Below are 17,597 nucleotides of genomic sequence, written 5' to 3'. Positions count from 1 at the left end.
GCTTATTCGTCGTCCGACGGCTCATCGTCGTCATCGTCATCGGCGGTGAGGGCGTCTTCCTCGTCGTCGTCGAGCACTTCCTCGATCGCCTCGGTAATCAGGTCGAGCTGCTCGAAGCTGGCGGTGAACTCCAGCGTCTCGCCGTCATCGTCTTCGAGATGCAGCGTGTAGTCGCCGTCGCTGTCCGGGGTGATGCTGAACTGTGCCAGGGTTCTCGCCATGTCATGCTCCTTAGGCTTCGCTTGCGCCAAACCCGGCTTCGGGGAATTGGTTGCGCGTGATGCGTGAGACTCTGCCGATCCATGTTGTTTTGCCCGATTTGCTGGCTGCGTTGCGGGCCGCGAGCAACGCCGTGCTGGTCGCGCCGCCCGGTGCGGGCAAGACCACGGCAGTGGCGCCAGCGCTGCTGGGCGAGGCCTGGTGCACGGGCGAGATATTGCTGCTGTCCCCCCGCAGGCTGGCGGCGCGCGCGGCGGGCGAGCGGATGGCGGCGCTGGCCGGCGAGCAGGTTGGCCAGACCTTCGGCTATGCGACGCGGATGGACAGCAAGCGTTCGGCGGCGACGCGGGTGACGGTCGTCACCGAGGGGATCTTCGTCAACCGCATCCAGGCCGATCCCGAGCTGGCCGGCGTCTCCGCCGTGCTGTTCGACGAAGTCCATGAGCGCAGCCTCGACAGCGATTTCGGGCTGGCGCTCTCGCTCGACGCGCAGGCGGCGCTGCGGCCGGACCTGCGGATCGTGGCGATGTCGGCGACGCTCGACGGCGCGCGCTTCTCGGACCTGATGGGCGGCGCGCCGGTGATCGAGAGCGAGGGACGGAGCTGGCCGCTCGAGCTGCGCCATCTCGGCCGGGCGGCGGAGGCACGGATTGAGGATTCGATGGCCGCCGCGATCCGGACGGCGCTACGCGAGGCCGAGGGCGGGGTGCTCGCCTTCCTGCCGGGCGTCGCCGAGATCGAGCGCACGGCCGAGCGGATCGGCGAGGTGCCGGGCGCAGTGGTCCACAAGCTGCACGGCGCGCTCGAGCCGGGTGCCCAGCGCGCCGCGATCGCTGCCGATCCGCAGGGGCGGCGCAAGATCGTGCTGGCGACGTCGATCGCCGAGACCTCGCTGACGCTGGAGGGGATCCGCATCGTCGTCGATTCGGGGCTTGCCCGGCGCCCGCGCTACGACCGCGCGGCGGGGATGACGCGGCTGGTCACCGAGCGGGCGAGCCAGGCAGCGGTCACCCAGCGTGCCGGCCGTGCCGCGCGCCAGGGGCCCGGCGTCGCCTATCGGCTGTGGGAAGAGGCGGCGACCGCGGGCCTGCCGCGCTTCGATCCGCCCGAGATATTGGAAGCTGATCTCTCGGCGCTGGTGCTCGATTGCGCGCTCTGGGGCGTCAGCGATCCGCGCGAGCTCCACTGGCTCGATCCGCCGCCCGAGGCCGCGGTGTCGGAGGCGCGCAAGCGGCTGGGCAGCCTGGAGGCGCTGGACGAGGCCGGCCGCCCGAGCGCGCATGGCAAGGCGATCGCCGGCCTGCCGCTGCCGCCGCGGCTCGGCCATATGCTGGTCCGCGCCGCCGAGCGCGGCATGGCGGGAACGGCGGCGCAGATCGCGGTGCTGCTCGGCGAGCGCGGGCTCGGTGGCACCGACGCCGATCTCGAGCTGCGCCTGCGCCGCTGGCGGAGCGAGCGCGGGCCGCGTGCGGAGAATGGCCGGCGGCTGGCGCAGCGCTGGGCCAAGCTGGTGGGCGATGACGGCATCGGCGATCCCGCCGCCTGCGTCGCGCTCGCCTTCCCCGACCGGATCGCCAGGCGCCGCGATGCTTCCGGCGAGACCTGGGCGTCGGCCGGCGGACGCGGGTTCAAGCTCGATCCGGCCTCGTCGCTCGCTCGCGCCGAATGGCTCGCGGTCGCCGAGACGCAAGGCATGGCATCGGGCGCGCGCATCCTTTCCGCCGCGCCGATCGATCCGGCCGAGGTCGAATCGCTGTTCGCCGACCGGATCGAGACGCGGCGCAGCGTCCGCTTCGATCCCGCAACGGGGCGCATCGAAGCCCTTCGAGAACGCCGGCTCGGCGCGATCCGCCTGTCGAGGGGCCCCGATGCGGCGGCGAACCCGGCGGAGATCGAGAAGGCGCTGCTCGAGGGGGTGCGCGAACATGGCCTCGACCTGCTGCCTTGGTCCGACACCGCGCAGGCTCTGCGCACCCGCGCCGCCTATGCCGGCAATGAGTCGCTGTCCGACGAACGGTTGCGCGCCGAACTCGACGACTGGCTGCCGGGGCTGCTCGCCGGCAAGCGGCGGCTCGATGCGGTCGAGGGGCTGACCAATGCGCTCAACAATCTCCTCGGCTGGGATGGGCAGAAGGCGCTCGACCGGCTGGCGCCGGCGCGCTTCGAGACGCCCGAGGGGTCGAGCTATGCGATCGACTATGCCGCCGAGGGCGGGCCGACCGTCGAGATGCGCGTCCAGGCGCTGTATGGGCTGAACGAACATCCCACGCTCGGCGACGGCACCCCGCTGATCCTCAGCCTGACCTCGCCGGCCGGGCGGCCGATCCAGACGACGCGCGACTTGCCGGGCTTCTGGAAGGGGAGCTGGGCCGCAGTCGCCAAGGAGATGCGCGGGCGCTATCCGCGGCATCCCTGGCCCGAGGACCCCGCCGCAGCCTCCGCGACGCTCAGGACGAAAAAGGCTGATGCAAGGGGCGGCGGGCCGCGTTAAAGGGACTCACCATGACCAAGACCGCCCGCATCTATCAGCAGCCCAAGAACGCCATGCAGTCGGGCCGCGCGCGCACGACCGCGTGGATCCTCGAGTTCGAGCCGGTGCGCCAGCAACAGGCCGATCCGCTGACCGGCTGGGCCGGCGGCGACGCGACCGCGACGCAGCTGCGCATGACCTTCCCGACGCTGGAAGCCGCCACCGGCTATGCCGAGCGCGAGGGCGTGGCCTTCCACGTCGTCGCGGCGCCCGAGCGGAAGTTGAAGCTGCAAGCCTATGCGGACAATTTCCGCTAAGCGACTGACCGCGATGCTGGCGGCCGCGGGCATGCTCGCGGCCGGCTTTGCCGAGGCTGCGCCGGATGGCGGCCGTGGCAAGAAGCGAAGAGCGAAAACCGTGCGGACGGTGCGTGTCACCCGCGCGCCGCGCATGGTCGCCGCCGACGATGCCTATTACCCCAATTGCGCCGCGGCGCGTGCCGCGGGGGTCGCGCCGATCCGGCGCGGTCAGCCGGGATATAGCGGCCGGCTGGACCGCGACGACGACGGCATCGCCTGCGAGTGATCAGCCGAGCAGCGCGCCGCTGAGCAGCAACAGCAGCTTCACGTCGATCCCCAGCCCCTCGGCACGCTTGGCGGCGACGAAGCCGGGGATGTCGGCGCGGGGCACGCGGTGGACGAGGATGTCCTCGTCCGCCACGCCGCCACCCTCACCGACCCGGGTCAGCCCGGTGGCGCGGACCAGGGTGAAGCTTTCCGAGACCATGCCCGGCGAGGAATAATAGTCGCCGAGGCTCTCGGCCCGGGCGCAGTCATAGCCGGTTTCCTCGATCAGCTCGCGGCGGGCGGCGCCCAGCACCGTATCGTCCGCGTGCTCGTCGCCGATCAGCCCGGCAGGCAGCTCGAGGCAGCGCTTGCCGAGCGGGACGCGGTACTGGTCGACGAGCAGAACGTGATCGTCTTCATCGATGGCGATGATCACCGCGGCGCGGATGTCGCGGGCCCGCGAGACATATTCCCATTTGCCGCGCCGCTTGGCCGTGATCCACTTGCCGGACCACGCGATTTCCTCGCGGCCCAAATCCTCCGAGGCATCGCTCACAGTTCGATCAGCCGATCGGGAAGCTCGTTGGTGTCGTCGTCGCTGCGCGGGAAATGCTCGGCGAGGACCAGTCCGATCTGGCGCACGGCTTCGGCCATGCCTTCGCCGGCCTTGTCATGCTTCACGCCGCCGAGCAGCGCCGCCATCGCCGCGCCCCAGACATCGGCGGTGACCTTGGAGTGGATCGCCGCGTCGGCGATGATCTCGGCGCGGTGCTCGGCGAGGCTGAGATAGACCAGCACGCCGGTGGCGCCGCGGGTGCGCTTCTCGGCGGCGGCGCGGAACAGCTCGAGCGCGCGGCGGTGGACGCGACGGTTCTTGGTCGCGCCCGGGGTCAGCAGCATCCGCAGCGCATCGAGGGCGAGCGCGACGCGCACCACCAGGAAGGTCGCCGCCATCAGCACCAGCGCGATGGTGAGGTACCAGCGCGCCGGCACGACCTGCGCCCAGCTGTCGACGAAGCGGGTGTGGAGCCACTCGGCCGGCCAGGGCTGCCAAGCGAGCAAGGCGAGGACGAGGAGCATCGCCAGCACCGCCCAGTGCAGCGCGACGTCGTGATAGGGATCCGAGCGTCCGGCGACGACCGTGACGATCTCGCCATTGGTGGTCAGCTCGGCGGCGGTCACCGCCTCGGCGACCGCGCTGCGGTCCTGATCGGTCAAGCGCATCTCACCAGCTCCCCGAGGCGCCACCGCCCCCGAACGATCCGCCGCCGCCGGAGAAGCCGCCACCGCCGCCTCCGCCGCCGCCCCAGCCGCTACCGCCGCCGCCACCCCAGCTGCTGCCGGAGCTGCGCGATTCGCGGCCGATCTCGTTGGCGATCGACCAGAGGATGATCGGCAGCGCGCCGCCGTCATGGCTGCGATAGCGCGGGCCCCAGGGGCCGTTGCGGCTGCGGCGGCCCAGGCCGAGCATCGGCAGGATGACGAACAGGAGGATGATGCCCCAGAAGACCAGCCCGAAGGGGAAGCCGCCGCTATGCGTCTTGCGGCTGGTCTGGGTGACCTTGACCTGCGTCTGCTGGGCGCGCTGCTCGGCGGCTTCGAGCGGCAGCTTCATCTGCTCGGCGATCGCCTGCGCACCGGCGACGATGCCGCCGGGCATGTCGCCGGCCTTGAACTTGGGGATGATCGTCTCGTTGATGATCTGGCTCGATAGGCCATCGGTCATGATCGGCTCGAGGCCGTAGCCGACTTCGATCCGCACTTTGCGCTCCTTGGGCGCGACGATCAGGATGATGCCGTTCTTGGCGTCCTTCTGCCCGATCCCCCAGGCGCGGCCGAGCTGATAGCCGTAGTCCTCGATATTATAGCCCTGGAGATCGGGGATGGTTGCGACGACGAACTGGCGCGTCGAGGCGGCCTCGACCTGCTCCGAGAGCTGGGTGAGCTCCGCGACCTGCGGGACCGAGAGCAGATGGGCATCGTCGACCACTCGGCCGGTGAGCTTGGGGAAGGTCGGCTGCGCCTGGGCCGAGAGCGGCACCAGGACGAGCAGGAATGCGAGCGGGCTACGCAACAGGGTCATTGAGTGATCTCGCGGATGATGGCGTCGCTACCGGCGAGGATGCCGCCGGGCATGTCTCCGGTCTTGAAACGCGGCAGGATGTCCTTCTCCAGGATCGCACCCGCCTCTGCGTCGGTAAGCGCTTCTCGAAGTCCCTCGCTGACCGCGATGCGCGCCTTGCGCTCGTTCGGGGCGATGACCAGCAGCACGCCGTCGTTGAAGCATTTGCGGCCGATGCCCCAGAAGGTGCCGAGCCGCTGGCTGTAATCGGCGACGTCGTGCCCGCCCAGGCTTTTTACCGTCACCACCACGAACTGGTGCTTCGAACGCTTTTCGGCATCGACCAGTTGATTGGAGAGGGCACGCCGCTGGCTGACCGACAACAGGTTGGCGCCGTCGACCACGCGGCCGGTCAGCGCCGGGAAGCTGTAGCCCGACGGCGCGGGCTGCGGCTCGATCGCCGCGATCGCGTTGCCATCGGTTGCTGCAGCAGCCGCCGCCGAAGGCTTACATCCGGCAACGACAGGCTGCGCATCCTGCGCCGCGGGCTTGCAGGCCGCGAGCGCACCGCAGAGGAGGAGCGCCCTCAGGATCAGTTGCTGTTCCCGAAGCTGATGTCGGGCACGTTCTCCGCGCCCGCCTTCGCCGCATAGGGCACCATCGGCTTGGATCCGTAGAAGACCTTGGCGCCGATCGCGTCCGGGAAGGTGCGAATGCGGGTGTTATAGGCCTGCACCGCGTTGTTATAATCCCGGATCGCGATCGTGATGCGGTTGTTGCTGCCTTCGAGTTGATCCATGAACTTGGTGAAGTTCGCCTGGCTCTTGAGTTCGGGATAGGCCTCGACGCTCGCCAGAAGGCGACCGATCGAGCCATTGAACTGCTGCTGCGCGGCCTGGAAAGCCTGCATCTTGGCGGGATCGGTGAGGTCATTCGCGGAGACCTGCACCGAAGTTGCCTTGGCTCGGGCATTCGTCACGTCGGTCAGAATCTTGCCCTCGGAGGCGGCCGAGCCCTTCACGGTCTCCACCAGGCCCGGAACCGAATCCATACGGCGCTGGTACGCTGCCTGGACGTCCGCCCATTTCGCCTTCGCATTCTCTTCCGCGGTGGGCACGCTGTTGAGCCCGCAGCCGGCCAGCACGGCGGCGGCGGCGAAGGCGAGAACGGCACGAAACTTCATCACTGCATGATCCTCCGGATCTGGGTCGTTGGTGTCTTATACAGCGGTAACACCCCGCTCCGAAAGCGAAATCGGAACGGGGCCGGTTTGCCTGGGCGCCGCATCCGTGCATCATGGCCGCGATGCCGCGCCCAGGCGGCAGGTGAGGGAGCGGACGGCATGTTCAAGGAATTCAAGGCATTCATCGCGCGCGGCAACGTGCTCGATCTGGCGGTGGCGGTGATCATCGGCGCGGCGTTCAGCAAGATCGTCACCTCGCTCACCGACGACCTGCTGATGCCGCTGATCGGCAAGATCTTCGGCGGGCTCGATTTCTCGAGCTACTTCATCGCGCTCGGGCCGATCCCTGCGGCGCTGGCCGGATCGACTGACTATGCCGCGCTGAAAAAGGCCGGCGTGCCGCTGTTCGGCTATGGCGCGTTCATCACCGCCGCGGTCAATTTCCTGATCGTCGCCTTCATCATCTTCCTGCTGGTGCGCGCCGTGAACCGGATGATGCCGAAGGCCGAGGCGGCCGCCCCCGCCGAGCCGGCGGACGTGACGCTGCTGCGCGAGATCCGTGACGAGCTGAAGGCGAAGAACGCCGCCTGAGCCCAAAGTGAAGGGAGTCGCGGCATATCGTTTCACTTTGGCCGCGACTGCCTTTGCCGGGTGCGAAGCCAGCCAGGGACGCGCGGATGCCATGGCGCAACCGCACCAGACGAAATCCTACATTGCAAGCGATTTGCGCCGGCCTCAGGCCGCGGCAAGGTCTTCCGCGACGGCATCGGCCAGGCTGGTGCCGTCGAGAATGCGGGCGGTCTCGTCGCGCACTCGCGCCATCGCCTGGCGGATCGCGCAGCTCGCCTCGTCCTTGCAGTCGTTGCACGGGCGATAGGCGGTGCGGCTGACGCAGGGCACGAGCGCCAGCGGCCCCTCGATCACCCGGATGATCTCGCCGAGCGATATCAGGTGCGTCGGCCGGGCCAGGCGATAGCCGCCCGCCTTGCCGCGCGTGGAAGTGAGGAAGCCCGCCTCGCGCAGGTCGGCGAGGATCAGCTCGAGGAACTTGCGCGGCACGTTCGCCTCGGCCGCGATGCGGTTCATCGGGGTGGGCGCGCCGGCGGCCGGCTGTCCGGCCAGGAAGAGCATCGCGCGAAGGGCGTAGCGGGAACGTTGTGTCAACATGGGTTAATAACATCCATGCCCATAGTTTGCGGCAGTGTGAAGGCCTTAGGGCGCGCCGCCTGACCTTTTCATTAATCGATTCCGCCCCTATATGGGTCGTGCCGGCTTCGGTCGGCTATGGGGATAAACGAAGGCGTGCAATAGGCGCAGCGGACGCGGGGGCAGTACCCGCCGGCTCCACCATAAACCTCGGGCAACCGAGGCTCATGACGGGGCCGAACTAGGATCGACGTGTGTTGAAAAGCGCTATCTATCTCTCAGCCTGGGCCACTGTGACGGTCTGAAACACAAGTGCCAACGATAACGAAGCACTCGCTATTGCGGCGTAACCCCAAGGCTTAACGGCCTAAGGTTATTCTAAAATGCGCGGTTGGACCGCACCGGGCAACAGAAGCGGATTCCAGCGGTACGGGGAGCACCGGGCAACAGAAGCTCCCCACTTTCCCATGCATTAAGGATGAATCCGGAGCGGCGATCTCCCGGATTTCGCGCGCGTCCGCGTTGCGCTCTTAGGCCGATATGGACCGGCACGCCCATAAAGTGACTGCACTCATCGCATTCGGCGTGATCGCCTCGGCGATGGTCGCCGAGGGCGCGCGGCCGCCGCGGCTCCCGCGCAGGGAAGCCACGGCACCCGTACCTGGCGGCAGCCGGCGCCGGCGAACCGGCCCCGGCCCCAAGCGGCGCCAGGCGCCCTCAGCCTTCCTGCAGTGAAGCCATGTCGATGACGAAGCGATACTTCACGTCGCTCTTCGTCATCCGGTCGTACGCCGTCTCGATCTCGTCCATCCGGATCATCTCGATGTCCGCGGTCAGCCCGTGCTGGTGGCAGAAATCGAGCATCTCCTGCGTCTCGGCGATGCCGCCGATCAGCGAGCCGGCGATCGAGCGGCGCTTGAACACCAGGTTGAACACGTTGGGCGAGGGATGGGCATGCTCGGGCACGCCGACCAGGGTGAGCGTGCCGTCGCGCTTGAGCAGGCCGGTCAGCGCGTCGAGGTCGTGGCTGGCCGCGACGGTATCGAGGATGAAGTCGAAGCTGTTGGCATGCGCCGCCATCTCGTCGGCATTGCGCGAGACGATCACCTCGTGCGCGCCGAGCTTCTTCGCGTCCTCGATCTTGGACGGCGACGTGGTGAAGGCGACGACATGCGCGCCCATCGCCGCGGCGATCTTGATGCCCATGTGCCCCAGGCCGCCGATGCCGACCACGCCGACCTTCTTGCCCGGGCCCGCGCCCCAATGCTTGAGCGGCGAATAGGTGGTGATGCCGGCGCAGAGCAGCGGCGCGACCGCGGCCAGGTCGCCCTCGTCATGGCCGATCTTGAGCACGAAGCCCTGCTTGACGACGATATGATCCGAATAGCCGCCAAAGGTGTGGCCGCCGAGATGCGCGTCCGGCCCGTTATAGGTGCCGACGAAGCCGGTGGTCTCGCAGAACTGCTCCTCGCTTTCCTTGCACGACGGGCAATGCCCGCAGCTGTCGACCATGCAGCCGACGCCGACCAGGTCGCCGACCGCGAACCTGGTCACCTCGCCGCCGACGGCGCTGACGCGGCCGACGATCTCGTGGCCGGGGACGCAGGGGAAGAGCGTGCCGTCCCATTCGCTGCGCGCGGTGTGCAGATCGGAGTGGCAGACGCCGCAGAACAGGATGTCGATCGAGACGTCGTCGGGGAGCAGGTCGCGGCGCTCGAAGTGGAACGGCGCGAGCGGGGTGGTGGCCGACTGGGCGGCATAGGCCTTGGCTTGGGTGGTCATTGGAAATTCCCTTGATTGGAAGGATTAGCGGCCGACAACGGCCATGAGCTGCTCGGGATAGCGCTCGCCCTCGACGTCGATCTCGGCGAGCGCGGCGGCGATGCCGGCAAGGTCGTCGGCGGTGAGGACGAGGTCGGCGGCGCCGAGATTCTCCTCGAGCCGGTGGAGCTTGGTGGTGCCGGGGATCGGCACGATCCACGGCCTTTGCGCGAGAAGCCAGGCGAGCGCGACCTGGGCTGGCGTGCCCTGCTTGTCGGCGGCGATGCGCTTGAGCAGGTCGACCAGCGCCTGGTTCTTCGCCAACGCCTCGGGGGTGAAACGCGGCAGGTGGCTGCGGAAATCGCCTTCGCCGAAAGCCGTATCCTGGCTCATCGCGCCGGTCAGGAAGCCGCGGCCGAGCGGGCTGTACGGCACCAGGCCGATGCCCAGCTCCTCGCAGACGGCGAGGATGCCGTTGGTCTCGACGCCGCGCGTCCACAGCGAATATTCGTTCTGGATCGCGCTGACCGGCTGGACGGCATGCGCCTTGCGCACCGTCTCGACGCCGGGCTCGGACAGGCCGAAATGCTTGACCTTGCCCTCGGCGATCAGGTCGCGGACCGCGCCGGCAACCTCCTCGATCGGCACGGCGGGATCGACGCGGTGCTGGTAGAACAGGTCGATCTGCTCGATGCCGAGCCGCTGGAGCGAGGCGTCGGCGACGGCGCGGATATGCTCGGGGCGGCTGTTCAGCCCCGCCTGCTGCACGCCGCCTTCGATGTTGAAGCCGAACTTGGTGGCGATGACGACCTGGTCGCGCACCGGGCGCAGCGCCTCGCCGACCAGCGTCTCGTTGCTGAACGGGCCATAGACCTCGGCGGTGTCGAAGAAGGTGACCCCGCGCTCGACTGCGGTGCGCAGCAGCACGTTGGCCTCGGCCGGGCTCAGCTTGGTGCCATAGGCGTGGTCGAGCCCCATGCAGCCATAGCCGATCGCCGAGACCTCGAGGCCATTGCCGAGAATGCGCTTCTGCATGTGTTGTCTTCCTGCGATGTGGGGTGCCCCGTGCCCAGCAGAGATAGGCCGGATCGGCCCGGCGATTAGGGGCTGCAATCTGAACGGGTTTATGAGCATAATTCAGCAATGAACCGTCAGGACCTGGCCGACCTCGCCGCCTTCGTCGCCGTCGCGCGCGAGAAGAGCTTCACCCGTGCCGCAGCGCAGCTCGGCGTGACGCCCTCGGCGCTCAGCCATTGCATGCGCGGATTGGAGGAGCGGCTCGGGGTGCGGCTGCTCAACCGCACCACGCGCAGCGTCACCGCGACCGAGGCGGGCGAGCGGATGCTGCGCTCGGTCGCCTTCCATCTCGACGAGATCGCGACGCACGTCTCGGCGCTCAACGACCTGCGCGAGCGGCCGGCGGGCAATATCCGGATCACCGCGGACGAGTTCTCGCTGCAGACGGTGCTGTGGCCGCGGCTGCGCGGGGCGCTGGCCAAATATCCGGACATCAAGCTGGAGATCGAGACCGACTATCGGCTGGTCGACATCGTCGCCGACCGGTTCGATGCCGGGGTGCGGTTGGGCGACATCATCGACAAGGACATGATCGCCGTGCCGATCGGCCCGCCGATGCGGATGCTGGCGGTGGCGACGCCGGGCTATTTCGACAAGGCGGGCCGGCCGCGCACGCCGCAGGAGCTGGCCGGCCATTGCTGCATCAACCTGCGCCTGCCGACGTTGCGCGGTCTCTACGCCTGGGAGTTCGAGCGGGCCGGGCGGGCGCAGCGCGTGCGGGTGGACGGGCAGCTGACCTTCAACAGCATCTTCCATATCCGCGAGGCGGCGCTCGACGGGTTCGGCATCGGCTATCTGATGGAGAACATGGTGCGCGACGACCTCGACAGCGGCGCACTCGAGGCAGTGCTCGAGGACTGGTCGCCGCCCTTTGCCGGCTATCACCTCTATTATCCCAGCCGCCGCCAGCCGACGCCGGCCTTCGCCGCGATCGTCGAGGCGCTGCGCTATCGGCCGGGGCGCGAGAGCTAGGCGGCGCGGGTGACGAGGCGGGCGAGCGCGCCGTGCGGGCGCGGCTCCATGGCGAAATGCCCGCCCAATTGCCCCGCCAGCGTCGCGGCGATCTGCAGGCCGAGGCTGGCGTTGCGCGTCATGTCGAAACTCTCCGGCAGCCCCTGGCCATTATCCTCGATCTCGATCGCGAAGCCCGGCGCGAGCGCGACGCAGCGGATCGCGATCGCGCCGTGCTCGCGATCCGCAAAGCCGTGCTCGATCGCGTTCGCCACGGCCTCGGCGACGATCAGCGCGACCGGCACCGCGGCATCGGGGGCGAGGCGCAGCGCGTGCGGATCCTCGATCGCGACCTGGATCGGCTTGCCATTGGCCTCGATCAGGCTGGCGATCAGCGGGTCGAACAGCTCGCGCACGCCCTGCGCCTCGCCATTGGGTCGATAGAGCTGACGGCTGATCTTGCCGATCGTCGCGATCCGCCGCACCGCCTCGTCGAGCGCGTGCTGGGCGGCGGCATCGGCGACGTGGCGCTTCTGCAGCGCGAGCAGGCCGGCGGCGACCTGGAGATTGTTCGACACGCGGTGCTGGAGTTCGTGGAAGAGCAGGGTGCGCGTCTCGGCCAGCCGGTGGTTGTGCTCGCGCTGCTCGACCAGCCGGGCCGTGGCGCCCTGCATCCAGTGGAACAGGACGAGGATCAGCACGCACGCGGCGATGTAGAGCACGGTCGACGGCGCGGTGCCGGGCAGCGGCGAGGCGAACGGGTTCTCGATGAAGAACTCCCAGCCCAATATCCCGCCCAGGATCGCCGCGAGCAGCCCCGGGCGCACCCCGAACAGGAAAGCGCACAGGATCACCGCGGGCAGGAACGTGGCATAGGGCAGCCCGGGCGGCAGGACGCGCCCGAGCGCCAGGCGGATCAGCAGCGCGGTGCCGGTGATCGCCAGGACAAGGCCGAACTGAAGCCAGGGCCGATCGGCGAGGACCGGCAGCGTCTCGAGCCAGCGGGCATCGCCATAGGCCTGTGTCATCCGCCCCAACCCCCGTGCCCCAGTGATAGCGCATCATGACGCTTGGCACGCTGATCCAGGGCAGGACAATGCGGGTAATTTCCCAGACGCGCTTGGAAAAAGCCGACAAAAAGGGCGCCCGTTGCCGGACGCCCTTCCCGGTTTGCGCTAAGGCCTTGGCTCAGAAGCGGAAGCCGACGCCGCCGGCGACGTGGCGGCGCTGCAGGTTGATGCCGTAGAAATCGCCGTAATCGGCATAGCTGCCCTCGACGAACGCATAGGCCTTCTTGCCGAGGCCGATCTCGACGCCGAGCCCGCCCTGGATGCCGCCCTTGCTCTCGGTGTCGCTCGCGCTGCCGGCCTTCGCCTCGAGCGAGATGCTGGCATAGCCGGCCTTGGCGTAGATCAGCGTCTTGCCGCCGACGACGAAGCCCAGCCGGCCGCCGACGCTGAGATTGCCCTTCTCGTTGAGGCAGACGGCGCCGTCGCACAGCGAGACGCTGGAGAATTCGTAATTGGCATAGGGGCCGACGACGACCTTGCTGCCGGCGCGGATGTCGACGCCCACTTCGCCGCCATAGGAAACCGCGCTGCCGATCTTCCAGATGCTGCCGCTGCCGTCGCTGATCGTCGGCGTCTCATAGCCGAGGCGCGCTTCGATGCGCGGGCCGGCGAAATCATGCGCGGGCGCGCCGTCCTGTGCAAAGGCCGAAAGCGGCGCGAGCAGGAGCGTGGCAGCCGCAGCCGCGAAAAACTTGGTCATGGAAGTCCCCCTTTTGAAATCTCGAAATATTCTAAGCACTAACGCCGTGCCTTTCTTGGGAAAGCACGGTCGTTGCCGGATAGAAACGACCTCGATCGGGGTCCAGTGGATTTTCGATCCAGATTGAAGGGACAAAAGGGGCCCGGTTTCCCGAGCCCCCTCTTCCTGTCGTCGGCCTAGGCCGAGGCGATCAATCGTCGCCGCCGGTGAGGAACGCCGGCAGGCCGATATTCTCGCCGCCTTCGTCCTTCGATTCCGAGCGCTCGCGACGCGGCCCCCGATCACCGCTGCGCGGGCCACGATCGCCACCCTCGCTGCGCGGACCGCGATCACCGCCGCCTTCGCGACGCGGGCCGCGATCACGATCGCCGCCGCGGCCGCCGCCACCGTCACGACGACGGTCGCCACGATCGCCACGGTCGCCGCGCGGGCCACGGTCGCCACCCTCGCGCGGCTCGCGCGCCGGGCGGGTGTCTTCCAGCTCTTCGCCGGTTTCCTGGTCGACGACGCGCATCGACAGGCGAACCTTGCCGCGCGGATCGATCTCGAGGACCTTGACCTTGACTTCCTGGCCTTCGCTCAGGGCGTCGCTGACCTTCTCGACGCGCTCGTTCTTGATCTCCGAGACGTGGACGAGACCGTCCTTGCCGCCCATGAAGTTCACGAACGCGCCGAAATCGACGAGATTGACGACCTTGCCGCTGTAGATCTTGCCGACCTCGGCCTCTTCGACCAGGCCCTTGATCCACTTGATCGCGGCCTCGATCTGCGCGGTGTCCGACGACGAGACCTTGATCACGCCTTCGTCGTCGATGTCGACCTTGGCGCCGGTGGTGGCGACGATCTCGCGGATCACCTTGCCGCCGGTGCCGATCACTTCGCGGATCTTCGACTTGTCTATCGTGAAGGTCTCGATGCGCGGGGCATGCGCGGAGAGCTCGGTGCGGGCTTCGCCCAGCGCTTTGTTCATCTCGCCGAGGATGTGCGCACGGCCGGCCTTCGCCTGGTTGAGCGCAGCCTCGAAGATCTCCTTGGTGATGCCGGCGATCTTGATGTCCATCTGCATCGTGGTGATGCCTTCGGACGTGCCCGCCACCTTGAAGTCCATGTCGCCGAGGTGATCTTCGTCACCCAGGATGTCCGACAGGATCGCATAGTCCTTGCCTTCGAGGATCAGGCCCATCGCGATGCCCGAGACCGGGCGCTTGATCGGCACGCCGGCGTCCATCATCGCGAGCGACCCGCCGCAGACCGACGCCATCGACGACGAGCCGTTCGACTCGGTGATGTCGCTGGTCAGGCGGATCGTGTAGGGGAAGTCCTCCTTCGACGGCAGCACCGGGTGCAGCGCGCGCCATGCCAGCTTGCCGTGGCCGACTTCGCGGCGGCCCGGCGCACCGAAGCGGCCGACTTCGCCGACCGAATAGGGCGGGAAGTTATAGTGCAGCATGAAGTGCTGGTACGACAGACCGCCCAGGCCGTCGATCATCTGCTCGGCGTCGCGGGTGCCGAGCGTCGCCGTAGCAATCGTCTGGGTCTCGCCGCGGGTGAACAGCGCCGAGCCGTGCGCGCGCGGCAGGAAGTGCGTCTCTGCCTCGATCGGGCGGATCTGCGTGGTCGTGCGGCCGTCGATGCGCTTGCCGGTCTTGAGGATGTCGCCGCGGACGATCTCGGCTTCCAGCTTCTTGGTCAGCTTGATGCCGGCCATGACTTCCTGGGGCGAAAGGCCGTCATCGGCGAACTTCGCCTTCGCCTTCGCGCGCGCTTCGTTGAGCGCGTTCGAGCGGGCCGACTTGTCGGTCAGCTTGTAGGCGGCGGCGATGTCCTTGCCGATCAGCTTCTTGATCGAATCCTTGAACTTCGCATTGTCGTTAGACGCGGCGATTTCCCAGGGATCCTTGGCGGCCTGCTCGGCGAGCTTGACGATCGCCTTGACGATCTCGCGGCAGGCGTCGTGCGCGAACAGCACGGCGCCGAGCATGACCTCTTCGGAAAGCTCCTTGGCTTCCGATTCGACCATCATCACGGCGTCATAGGTGGCGGCGACGACGAGATCGAGCTCGCCCTCGGCAACCTGCGCGTCGGTCGGGTTGAGGATGTACTCGCCGTTGACGTAACCGACGCGGGCGGCGCCGATCGGGCCCATGAAGGGCACGCCCGAGATGGTGAGCGCGGCGGACGCGGCGACCATCGCGAGGATGTCCGGCTCGTTCTCGCCGTCATAGCTCAGCACCTGAGCGATGGCGTTGATCTCGTTGTAGAAGCCCTCCGGGAAGAGCGGGCGGATCGGGCGGTCGATGAGACGCGAGACCAGGGTCTCCTTCTCGGTCGCGCCGCGCTCGCGCTTGAAGAAGCCGCCCGGGATGCGGCCGGCTGCGGAGAACTTCTCCTGATAGTGGACGGTCAGCGGGAAGAAGTCCTGGCCTTCCTTCACGCTCTTGGCGGCGGTCACCGCGCAGAGCACCACGGTTTCGCCGAGCGTCGCGATCACCGCGCCGTCGGCCTGGCGGGCAACCTTGCCCGTTTCGAGAGTCAGCGTCTTGCCGCCCCACTCGATCGATACAGTCTTCTTGTCGAACATTGGATTTCCTTCACTCCCGCTGCCCGATGCAGCGGGGGCCTATGAGCTGAGCCATGTGTGGCTCCTCGGGATCGGCCGGATTGCCGTTCCCCGTTTGCCTCCGGGTTGGAGGCGATCCGGCAGCTAGCGTGCCCGGATGACAAAAAGGCGACCCGAAGGCCGCCTTTCCGGTTACTTGCGAAGGCCGAGCTTCGCGATGAGGTCGGTGTAGCGGGCCTCGTCCTTCTTCTTCAGATAGTCGAGGAGGCTACGGCGCTTGTTGACCAGCATGAGCAGGCCGCGGCGCGAATGGTTGTCCTTGGCATGCGTCTTGAAGTGCTCGGTCAGGTTCGAGATGCGCTCCGAGAGGATCGCGACCTGCACTTCGGGGCTGCCGGTGTCGGTGCCGCCGCGCGCATGTTCCTTGATGAGCGCTTCCTTGCGCTCTGCAGTGATCGACATAGTCTTTCCTTCGACATCGCTTAGATATTGAAGCCGCGGACGACCCGGATGTGACCGGATAGAGCCTCCACCAGCGCGATCGGAGACTCCTCCAGGCACGCGAAATATTGGCCGTCTTCCTTGGCGATCCCGGCCAGAACCTGCCCCTGTCGGAGCAGCCCTGCCTGGTCGGGGGTGAGGGATAGAGCCGGGATGTCGTCCAGCCCCGCCCTCAATGGCAGGAGGAGTTGTTCAAGGGTGCGGCCCTTAGCGGCTTCGCCCAGTTTGTCCAGCGAAATCGCGGAATCCAGGGTGAAGGGCCCGGCCTTCACGCGGCGCAGCATCGTGACATGGCCGACGGTGCCGAGCGCCCGGGCGATGTCGCGCGCGAGGCTGCGGATATAGGTGCCCTTGGAGACATGGGCGCGGAGGTCGATGTCCTCCAGCACGTCCCGATCCACGAACTGGCCGGATCCGATCAGGTCCAGCGCATGGATCGTCACGGCACGGCTCGCCAGCTTCACCTCTTCCCCGGCGCGGGCCAGGTCATAGGCGCGCTCGCCATCCACCTTGAGCGCCGAATAGGCGGGCGGCACCTGCTCGATCGGTCCGGTGAAGCGCGGCAGCACCGCCTCCACTTGCGCGAGCGTGGGGCGCACGTCCGAGGTCGCAATCGCCTTGCCTTCGAGATCGAGCGTGTCGGTCTCGACGCCGAAGGTCACGGTGAAGTCATAGACCTTGTCGCTGTCGAGCATGCGGCCCGCCAGCTTGGTCGCTTCGCCGATCGCGATCGGCAGCACGCCGGTCGCCAGCGGATCGAGCGTGCCGCCATGGCCGACCTTGAACTTGCCGTACTTGCCGTCGCGCAGCGCGCGCTTGACGGCGCTCACGCCCTGGGTCGAGCCGAGGCCCAGCGGTTTGTCGAGGATGATCCAGCCATGCATCGCGGCGCCCTAGCCGAGGCGCGGCGCCACGGCCAGCGTCACGCGCCCTTGGGCTTCTTCGCCTTTTTGGGCTTCTCGGGCGGCGGGCCGCTATGGACGATGCTGGCGATCGTGCAGCGATCGCGCCCGGCGAAGATCGTGTCGCCGCGATCGAGCTGCGAACTGCCGGCAAAGGTCTTGAAGCCGATGCCCACCGCCCAGGGCAGCTCGTTGCAGCGGCTGAAGAACGCCACATAATACCAGTTGCGCCGCGCATCCTCGATATAGACGCCCTCGCCATTGTCGGTGCTGGTGAAGGTGCGCACGTCGCTGCGGGTCAGGAACGGGATCGTCGCCTGCTCGCCCGATTTCGGGCCGGGCGTGGGGCCAGCCTGCTGCGCCGAGGCGGAGGTCGCGGCGCCCAGGGCGGCCAGCGCGATCAGGGTCTTGCGGAACATGGTTCGTCTC

General features: G+C 67.9%; 20 protein-coding genes and 1 other RNA gene. 6 read left to right on the top strand and 15 right to left on the bottom strand.

All coding sequences use genetic code 11. The features are described from left to right. Positions 1-2: 2 nt before the first annotated feature. Entirely contained in the window at positions 3-221 is a 219-nt protein-coding gene (locus ABLE38_RS07755; protein ID WP_183999412.1) for a hypothetical protein, read from the bottom strand. A gap of 59 nt (positions 222-280) precedes the next feature. On the opposite strand from ABLE38_RS07755, the gene hrpB reads away from it, so the two are divergent. From hrpB to ABLE38_RS07740, 3 genes are read left to right on the top strand one after another with little or no spacing between them, the layout of a single operon-like run. Continuing rightward, on the top strand, positions 281-2,710 hold the full coding sequence (gene hrpB / locus ABLE38_RS07750; protein WP_348973580.1) for an ATP-dependent helicase HrpB: 2,430 nt from the start codon (positions 281-283) through the stop codon (positions 2,708-2,710). A gap of 11 nt (positions 2,711-2,721) precedes the next feature. After that, positions 2,722-3,006: an NADH dehydrogenase ubiquinone Fe-S protein 4 gene (locus ABLE38_RS07745; RefSeq protein ID WP_348973579.1), complete on the top strand. Its 285-nt coding sequence runs from the start codon at positions 2,722-2,724 to the stop codon at positions 3,004-3,006. Then, positions 2,987-3,274, top strand: coding sequence for an excalibur calcium-binding domain-containing protein (locus ABLE38_RS07740; RefSeq protein ID WP_348973578.1), 288 nt, complete (start codon positions 2,987-2,989; stop codon positions 3,272-3,274). The genes ABLE38_RS07745 and ABLE38_RS07740 overlap by 20 nt, the downstream gene beginning before the upstream one ends. Here the strand turns inward: ABLE38_RS07740 and ABLE38_RS07735 are convergent, their stop codons facing one another. The 5 genes from ABLE38_RS07735 to ABLE38_RS07715 form a co-directional block, all read right to left on the bottom strand. Beyond that, the gene (locus ABLE38_RS07735) at positions 3,275-3,811 is read right to left on the bottom strand and encodes an NUDIX hydrolase (RefSeq protein WP_348973577.1); all 537 of its coding nucleotides are present in this window, start codon (positions 3,809-3,811) and stop codon (positions 3,275-3,277) included. It abuts the gene before it with no gap. Continuing rightward, complete coding sequence (locus tag ABLE38_RS07730) at positions 3,808-4,479, bottom strand: hypothetical protein (RefSeq protein WP_348973576.1); 672 nt, start codon at positions 4,477-4,479, stop codon at positions 3,808-3,810. Before ABLE38_RS07730 ends, ABLE38_RS07735 begins: the two co-directional genes overlap by 4 nt. Before the next feature lies 1 nt (position 4,480). After that, positions 4,481-5,338 (bottom strand): TPM domain-containing protein, encoded by an 858-nt coding sequence (locus ABLE38_RS07725; protein ID WP_348973575.1) that lies wholly within the window; start codon positions 5,336-5,338, stop codon positions 4,481-4,483. Beyond that, a complete protein-coding gene (locus ABLE38_RS07720) occupies positions 5,335-5,721 on the bottom strand; it encodes a TPM domain-containing protein (RefSeq protein WP_348973574.1) in 387 nt (128 codons plus the stop codon). The genes ABLE38_RS07725 and ABLE38_RS07720 overlap by 4 nt, the downstream gene beginning before the upstream one ends. A gap of 188 nt (positions 5,722-5,909) precedes the next feature. Beyond that, the gene (locus tag ABLE38_RS07715) at positions 5,910-6,500 is read right to left on the bottom strand and encodes a LemA family protein (RefSeq protein ID WP_348973573.1); all 591 of its coding nucleotides are present in this window, start codon (positions 6,498-6,500) and stop codon (positions 5,910-5,912) included. A 159-nt stretch (positions 6,501-6,659) separates the two neighbouring features. On the opposite strand from ABLE38_RS07715, the gene mscL reads away from it, so the two are divergent. Further along, complete coding sequence (gene mscL / locus ABLE38_RS07710; protein ID WP_348973572.1) at positions 6,660-7,091, top strand: large conductance mechanosensitive channel protein MscL; 432 nt, start codon at positions 6,660-6,662, stop codon at positions 7,089-7,091. A 144-nt stretch (positions 7,092-7,235) separates the two neighbouring features. Here the strand turns inward: mscL and ABLE38_RS07705 are convergent, their stop codons facing one another. Continuing rightward, positions 7,236-7,667 (bottom strand): Rrf2 family transcriptional regulator, encoded by a 432-nt coding sequence (locus tag ABLE38_RS07705; RefSeq protein ID WP_348973571.1) that lies wholly within the window; start codon positions 7,665-7,667, stop codon positions 7,236-7,238. A 61-nt stretch (positions 7,668-7,728) separates the two neighbouring features. Between ABLE38_RS07705 and ssrA the strand changes: the two genes are divergently transcribed. After that, positions 7,729-8,108, top strand: a transfer-messenger RNA (tmRNA) gene (gene ssrA, locus ABLE38_RS07700). Positions 8,109-8,363: 255 nt separating this feature from the next. Here the strand turns inward: ssrA and ABLE38_RS07695 are convergent. Together ABLE38_RS07695 and ABLE38_RS07690 are read right to left on the bottom strand one after the other, a co-directional pair. Next, positions 8,364-9,428 carry an NAD(P)-dependent alcohol dehydrogenase gene (locus tag ABLE38_RS07695; RefSeq protein WP_348973570.1) on the bottom strand — a complete coding sequence of 355 codons (1,065 nt, stop codon included), beginning with the start codon at positions 9,426-9,428 and terminating at the stop codon, positions 8,364-8,366. 24 nt (positions 9,429-9,452) lie between these two features. Next, positions 9,453-10,442, bottom strand: coding sequence for an aldo/keto reductase (locus ABLE38_RS07690; RefSeq protein WP_348973569.1), 990 nt, complete (start codon positions 10,440-10,442; stop codon positions 9,453-9,455). 108 nt (positions 10,443-10,550) lie between these two features. Here ABLE38_RS07690 and ABLE38_RS07685 point away from each other — a divergent pair, with 108 nt between their 5' ends. Beyond that, complete coding sequence (locus ABLE38_RS07685) at positions 10,551-11,456, top strand: LysR family transcriptional regulator (protein WP_348973568.1); 906 nt, start codon at positions 10,551-10,553, stop codon at positions 11,454-11,456. Here ABLE38_RS07685 and ABLE38_RS07680 read toward each other — a convergent pair. From ABLE38_RS07680 to ABLE38_RS07655, 6 genes are all read right to left on the bottom strand, one after another. Continuing rightward, positions 11,453-12,463 carry a histidine kinase dimerization/phosphoacceptor domain -containing protein gene (locus tag ABLE38_RS07680; RefSeq protein WP_348973567.1) on the bottom strand — a complete coding sequence of 337 codons (1,011 nt, stop codon included), beginning with the start codon at positions 12,461-12,463 and terminating at the stop codon, positions 11,453-11,455. The genes ABLE38_RS07685 and ABLE38_RS07680 overlap by 4 nt on opposite strands. A 160-nt stretch (positions 12,464-12,623) precedes the next feature. Beyond that, positions 12,624-13,205 (bottom strand): outer membrane beta-barrel protein, encoded by a 582-nt coding sequence (locus tag ABLE38_RS07675; protein WP_348973566.1) that lies wholly within the window; start codon positions 13,203-13,205, stop codon positions 12,624-12,626. 190 nt (positions 13,206-13,395) lie between these two features. Further along, complete coding sequence (gene pnp / locus ABLE38_RS07670; protein WP_348973565.1) at positions 13,396-15,786, bottom strand: polyribonucleotide nucleotidyltransferase; 2,391 nt, start codon at positions 15,784-15,786, stop codon at positions 13,396-13,398. Positions 15,787-15,957: 171 nt separating this feature from the next. Then, positions 15,958-16,227: a 30S ribosomal protein S15 gene (gene rpsO / locus ABLE38_RS07665; protein WP_348973564.1), complete on the bottom strand. Its 270-nt coding sequence runs from the start codon at positions 16,225-16,227 to the stop codon at positions 15,958-15,960. A gap of 20 nt (positions 16,228-16,247) precedes the next feature. Then, complete coding sequence (truB, locus tag ABLE38_RS07660) at positions 16,248-17,150, bottom strand: tRNA pseudouridine(55) synthase TruB (RefSeq protein ID WP_348973563.1); 903 nt, start codon at positions 17,148-17,150, stop codon at positions 16,248-16,250. Positions 17,151-17,188: 38 nt separating this feature from the next. Beyond that, a complete protein-coding gene (locus tag ABLE38_RS07655; protein WP_348973562.1) occupies positions 17,189-17,587 on the bottom strand; it encodes a DUF6491 family protein in 399 nt (132 codons plus the stop codon). Positions 17,588-17,597: the final 10 nt, after the last annotated feature.

The organism is Sphingomonas sp. KR3-1 (genome assembly GCF_040049295.1).
In the GTDB taxonomy this organism is placed as follows: Bacteria; Pseudomonadota; Alphaproteobacteria; order Sphingomonadales; family Sphingomonadaceae; genus Sphingomonas.
The sequence above is the reverse complement of the archived record's forward strand: the minus strand, read 5'-3'. Positions and strand labels throughout refer to the sequence as shown.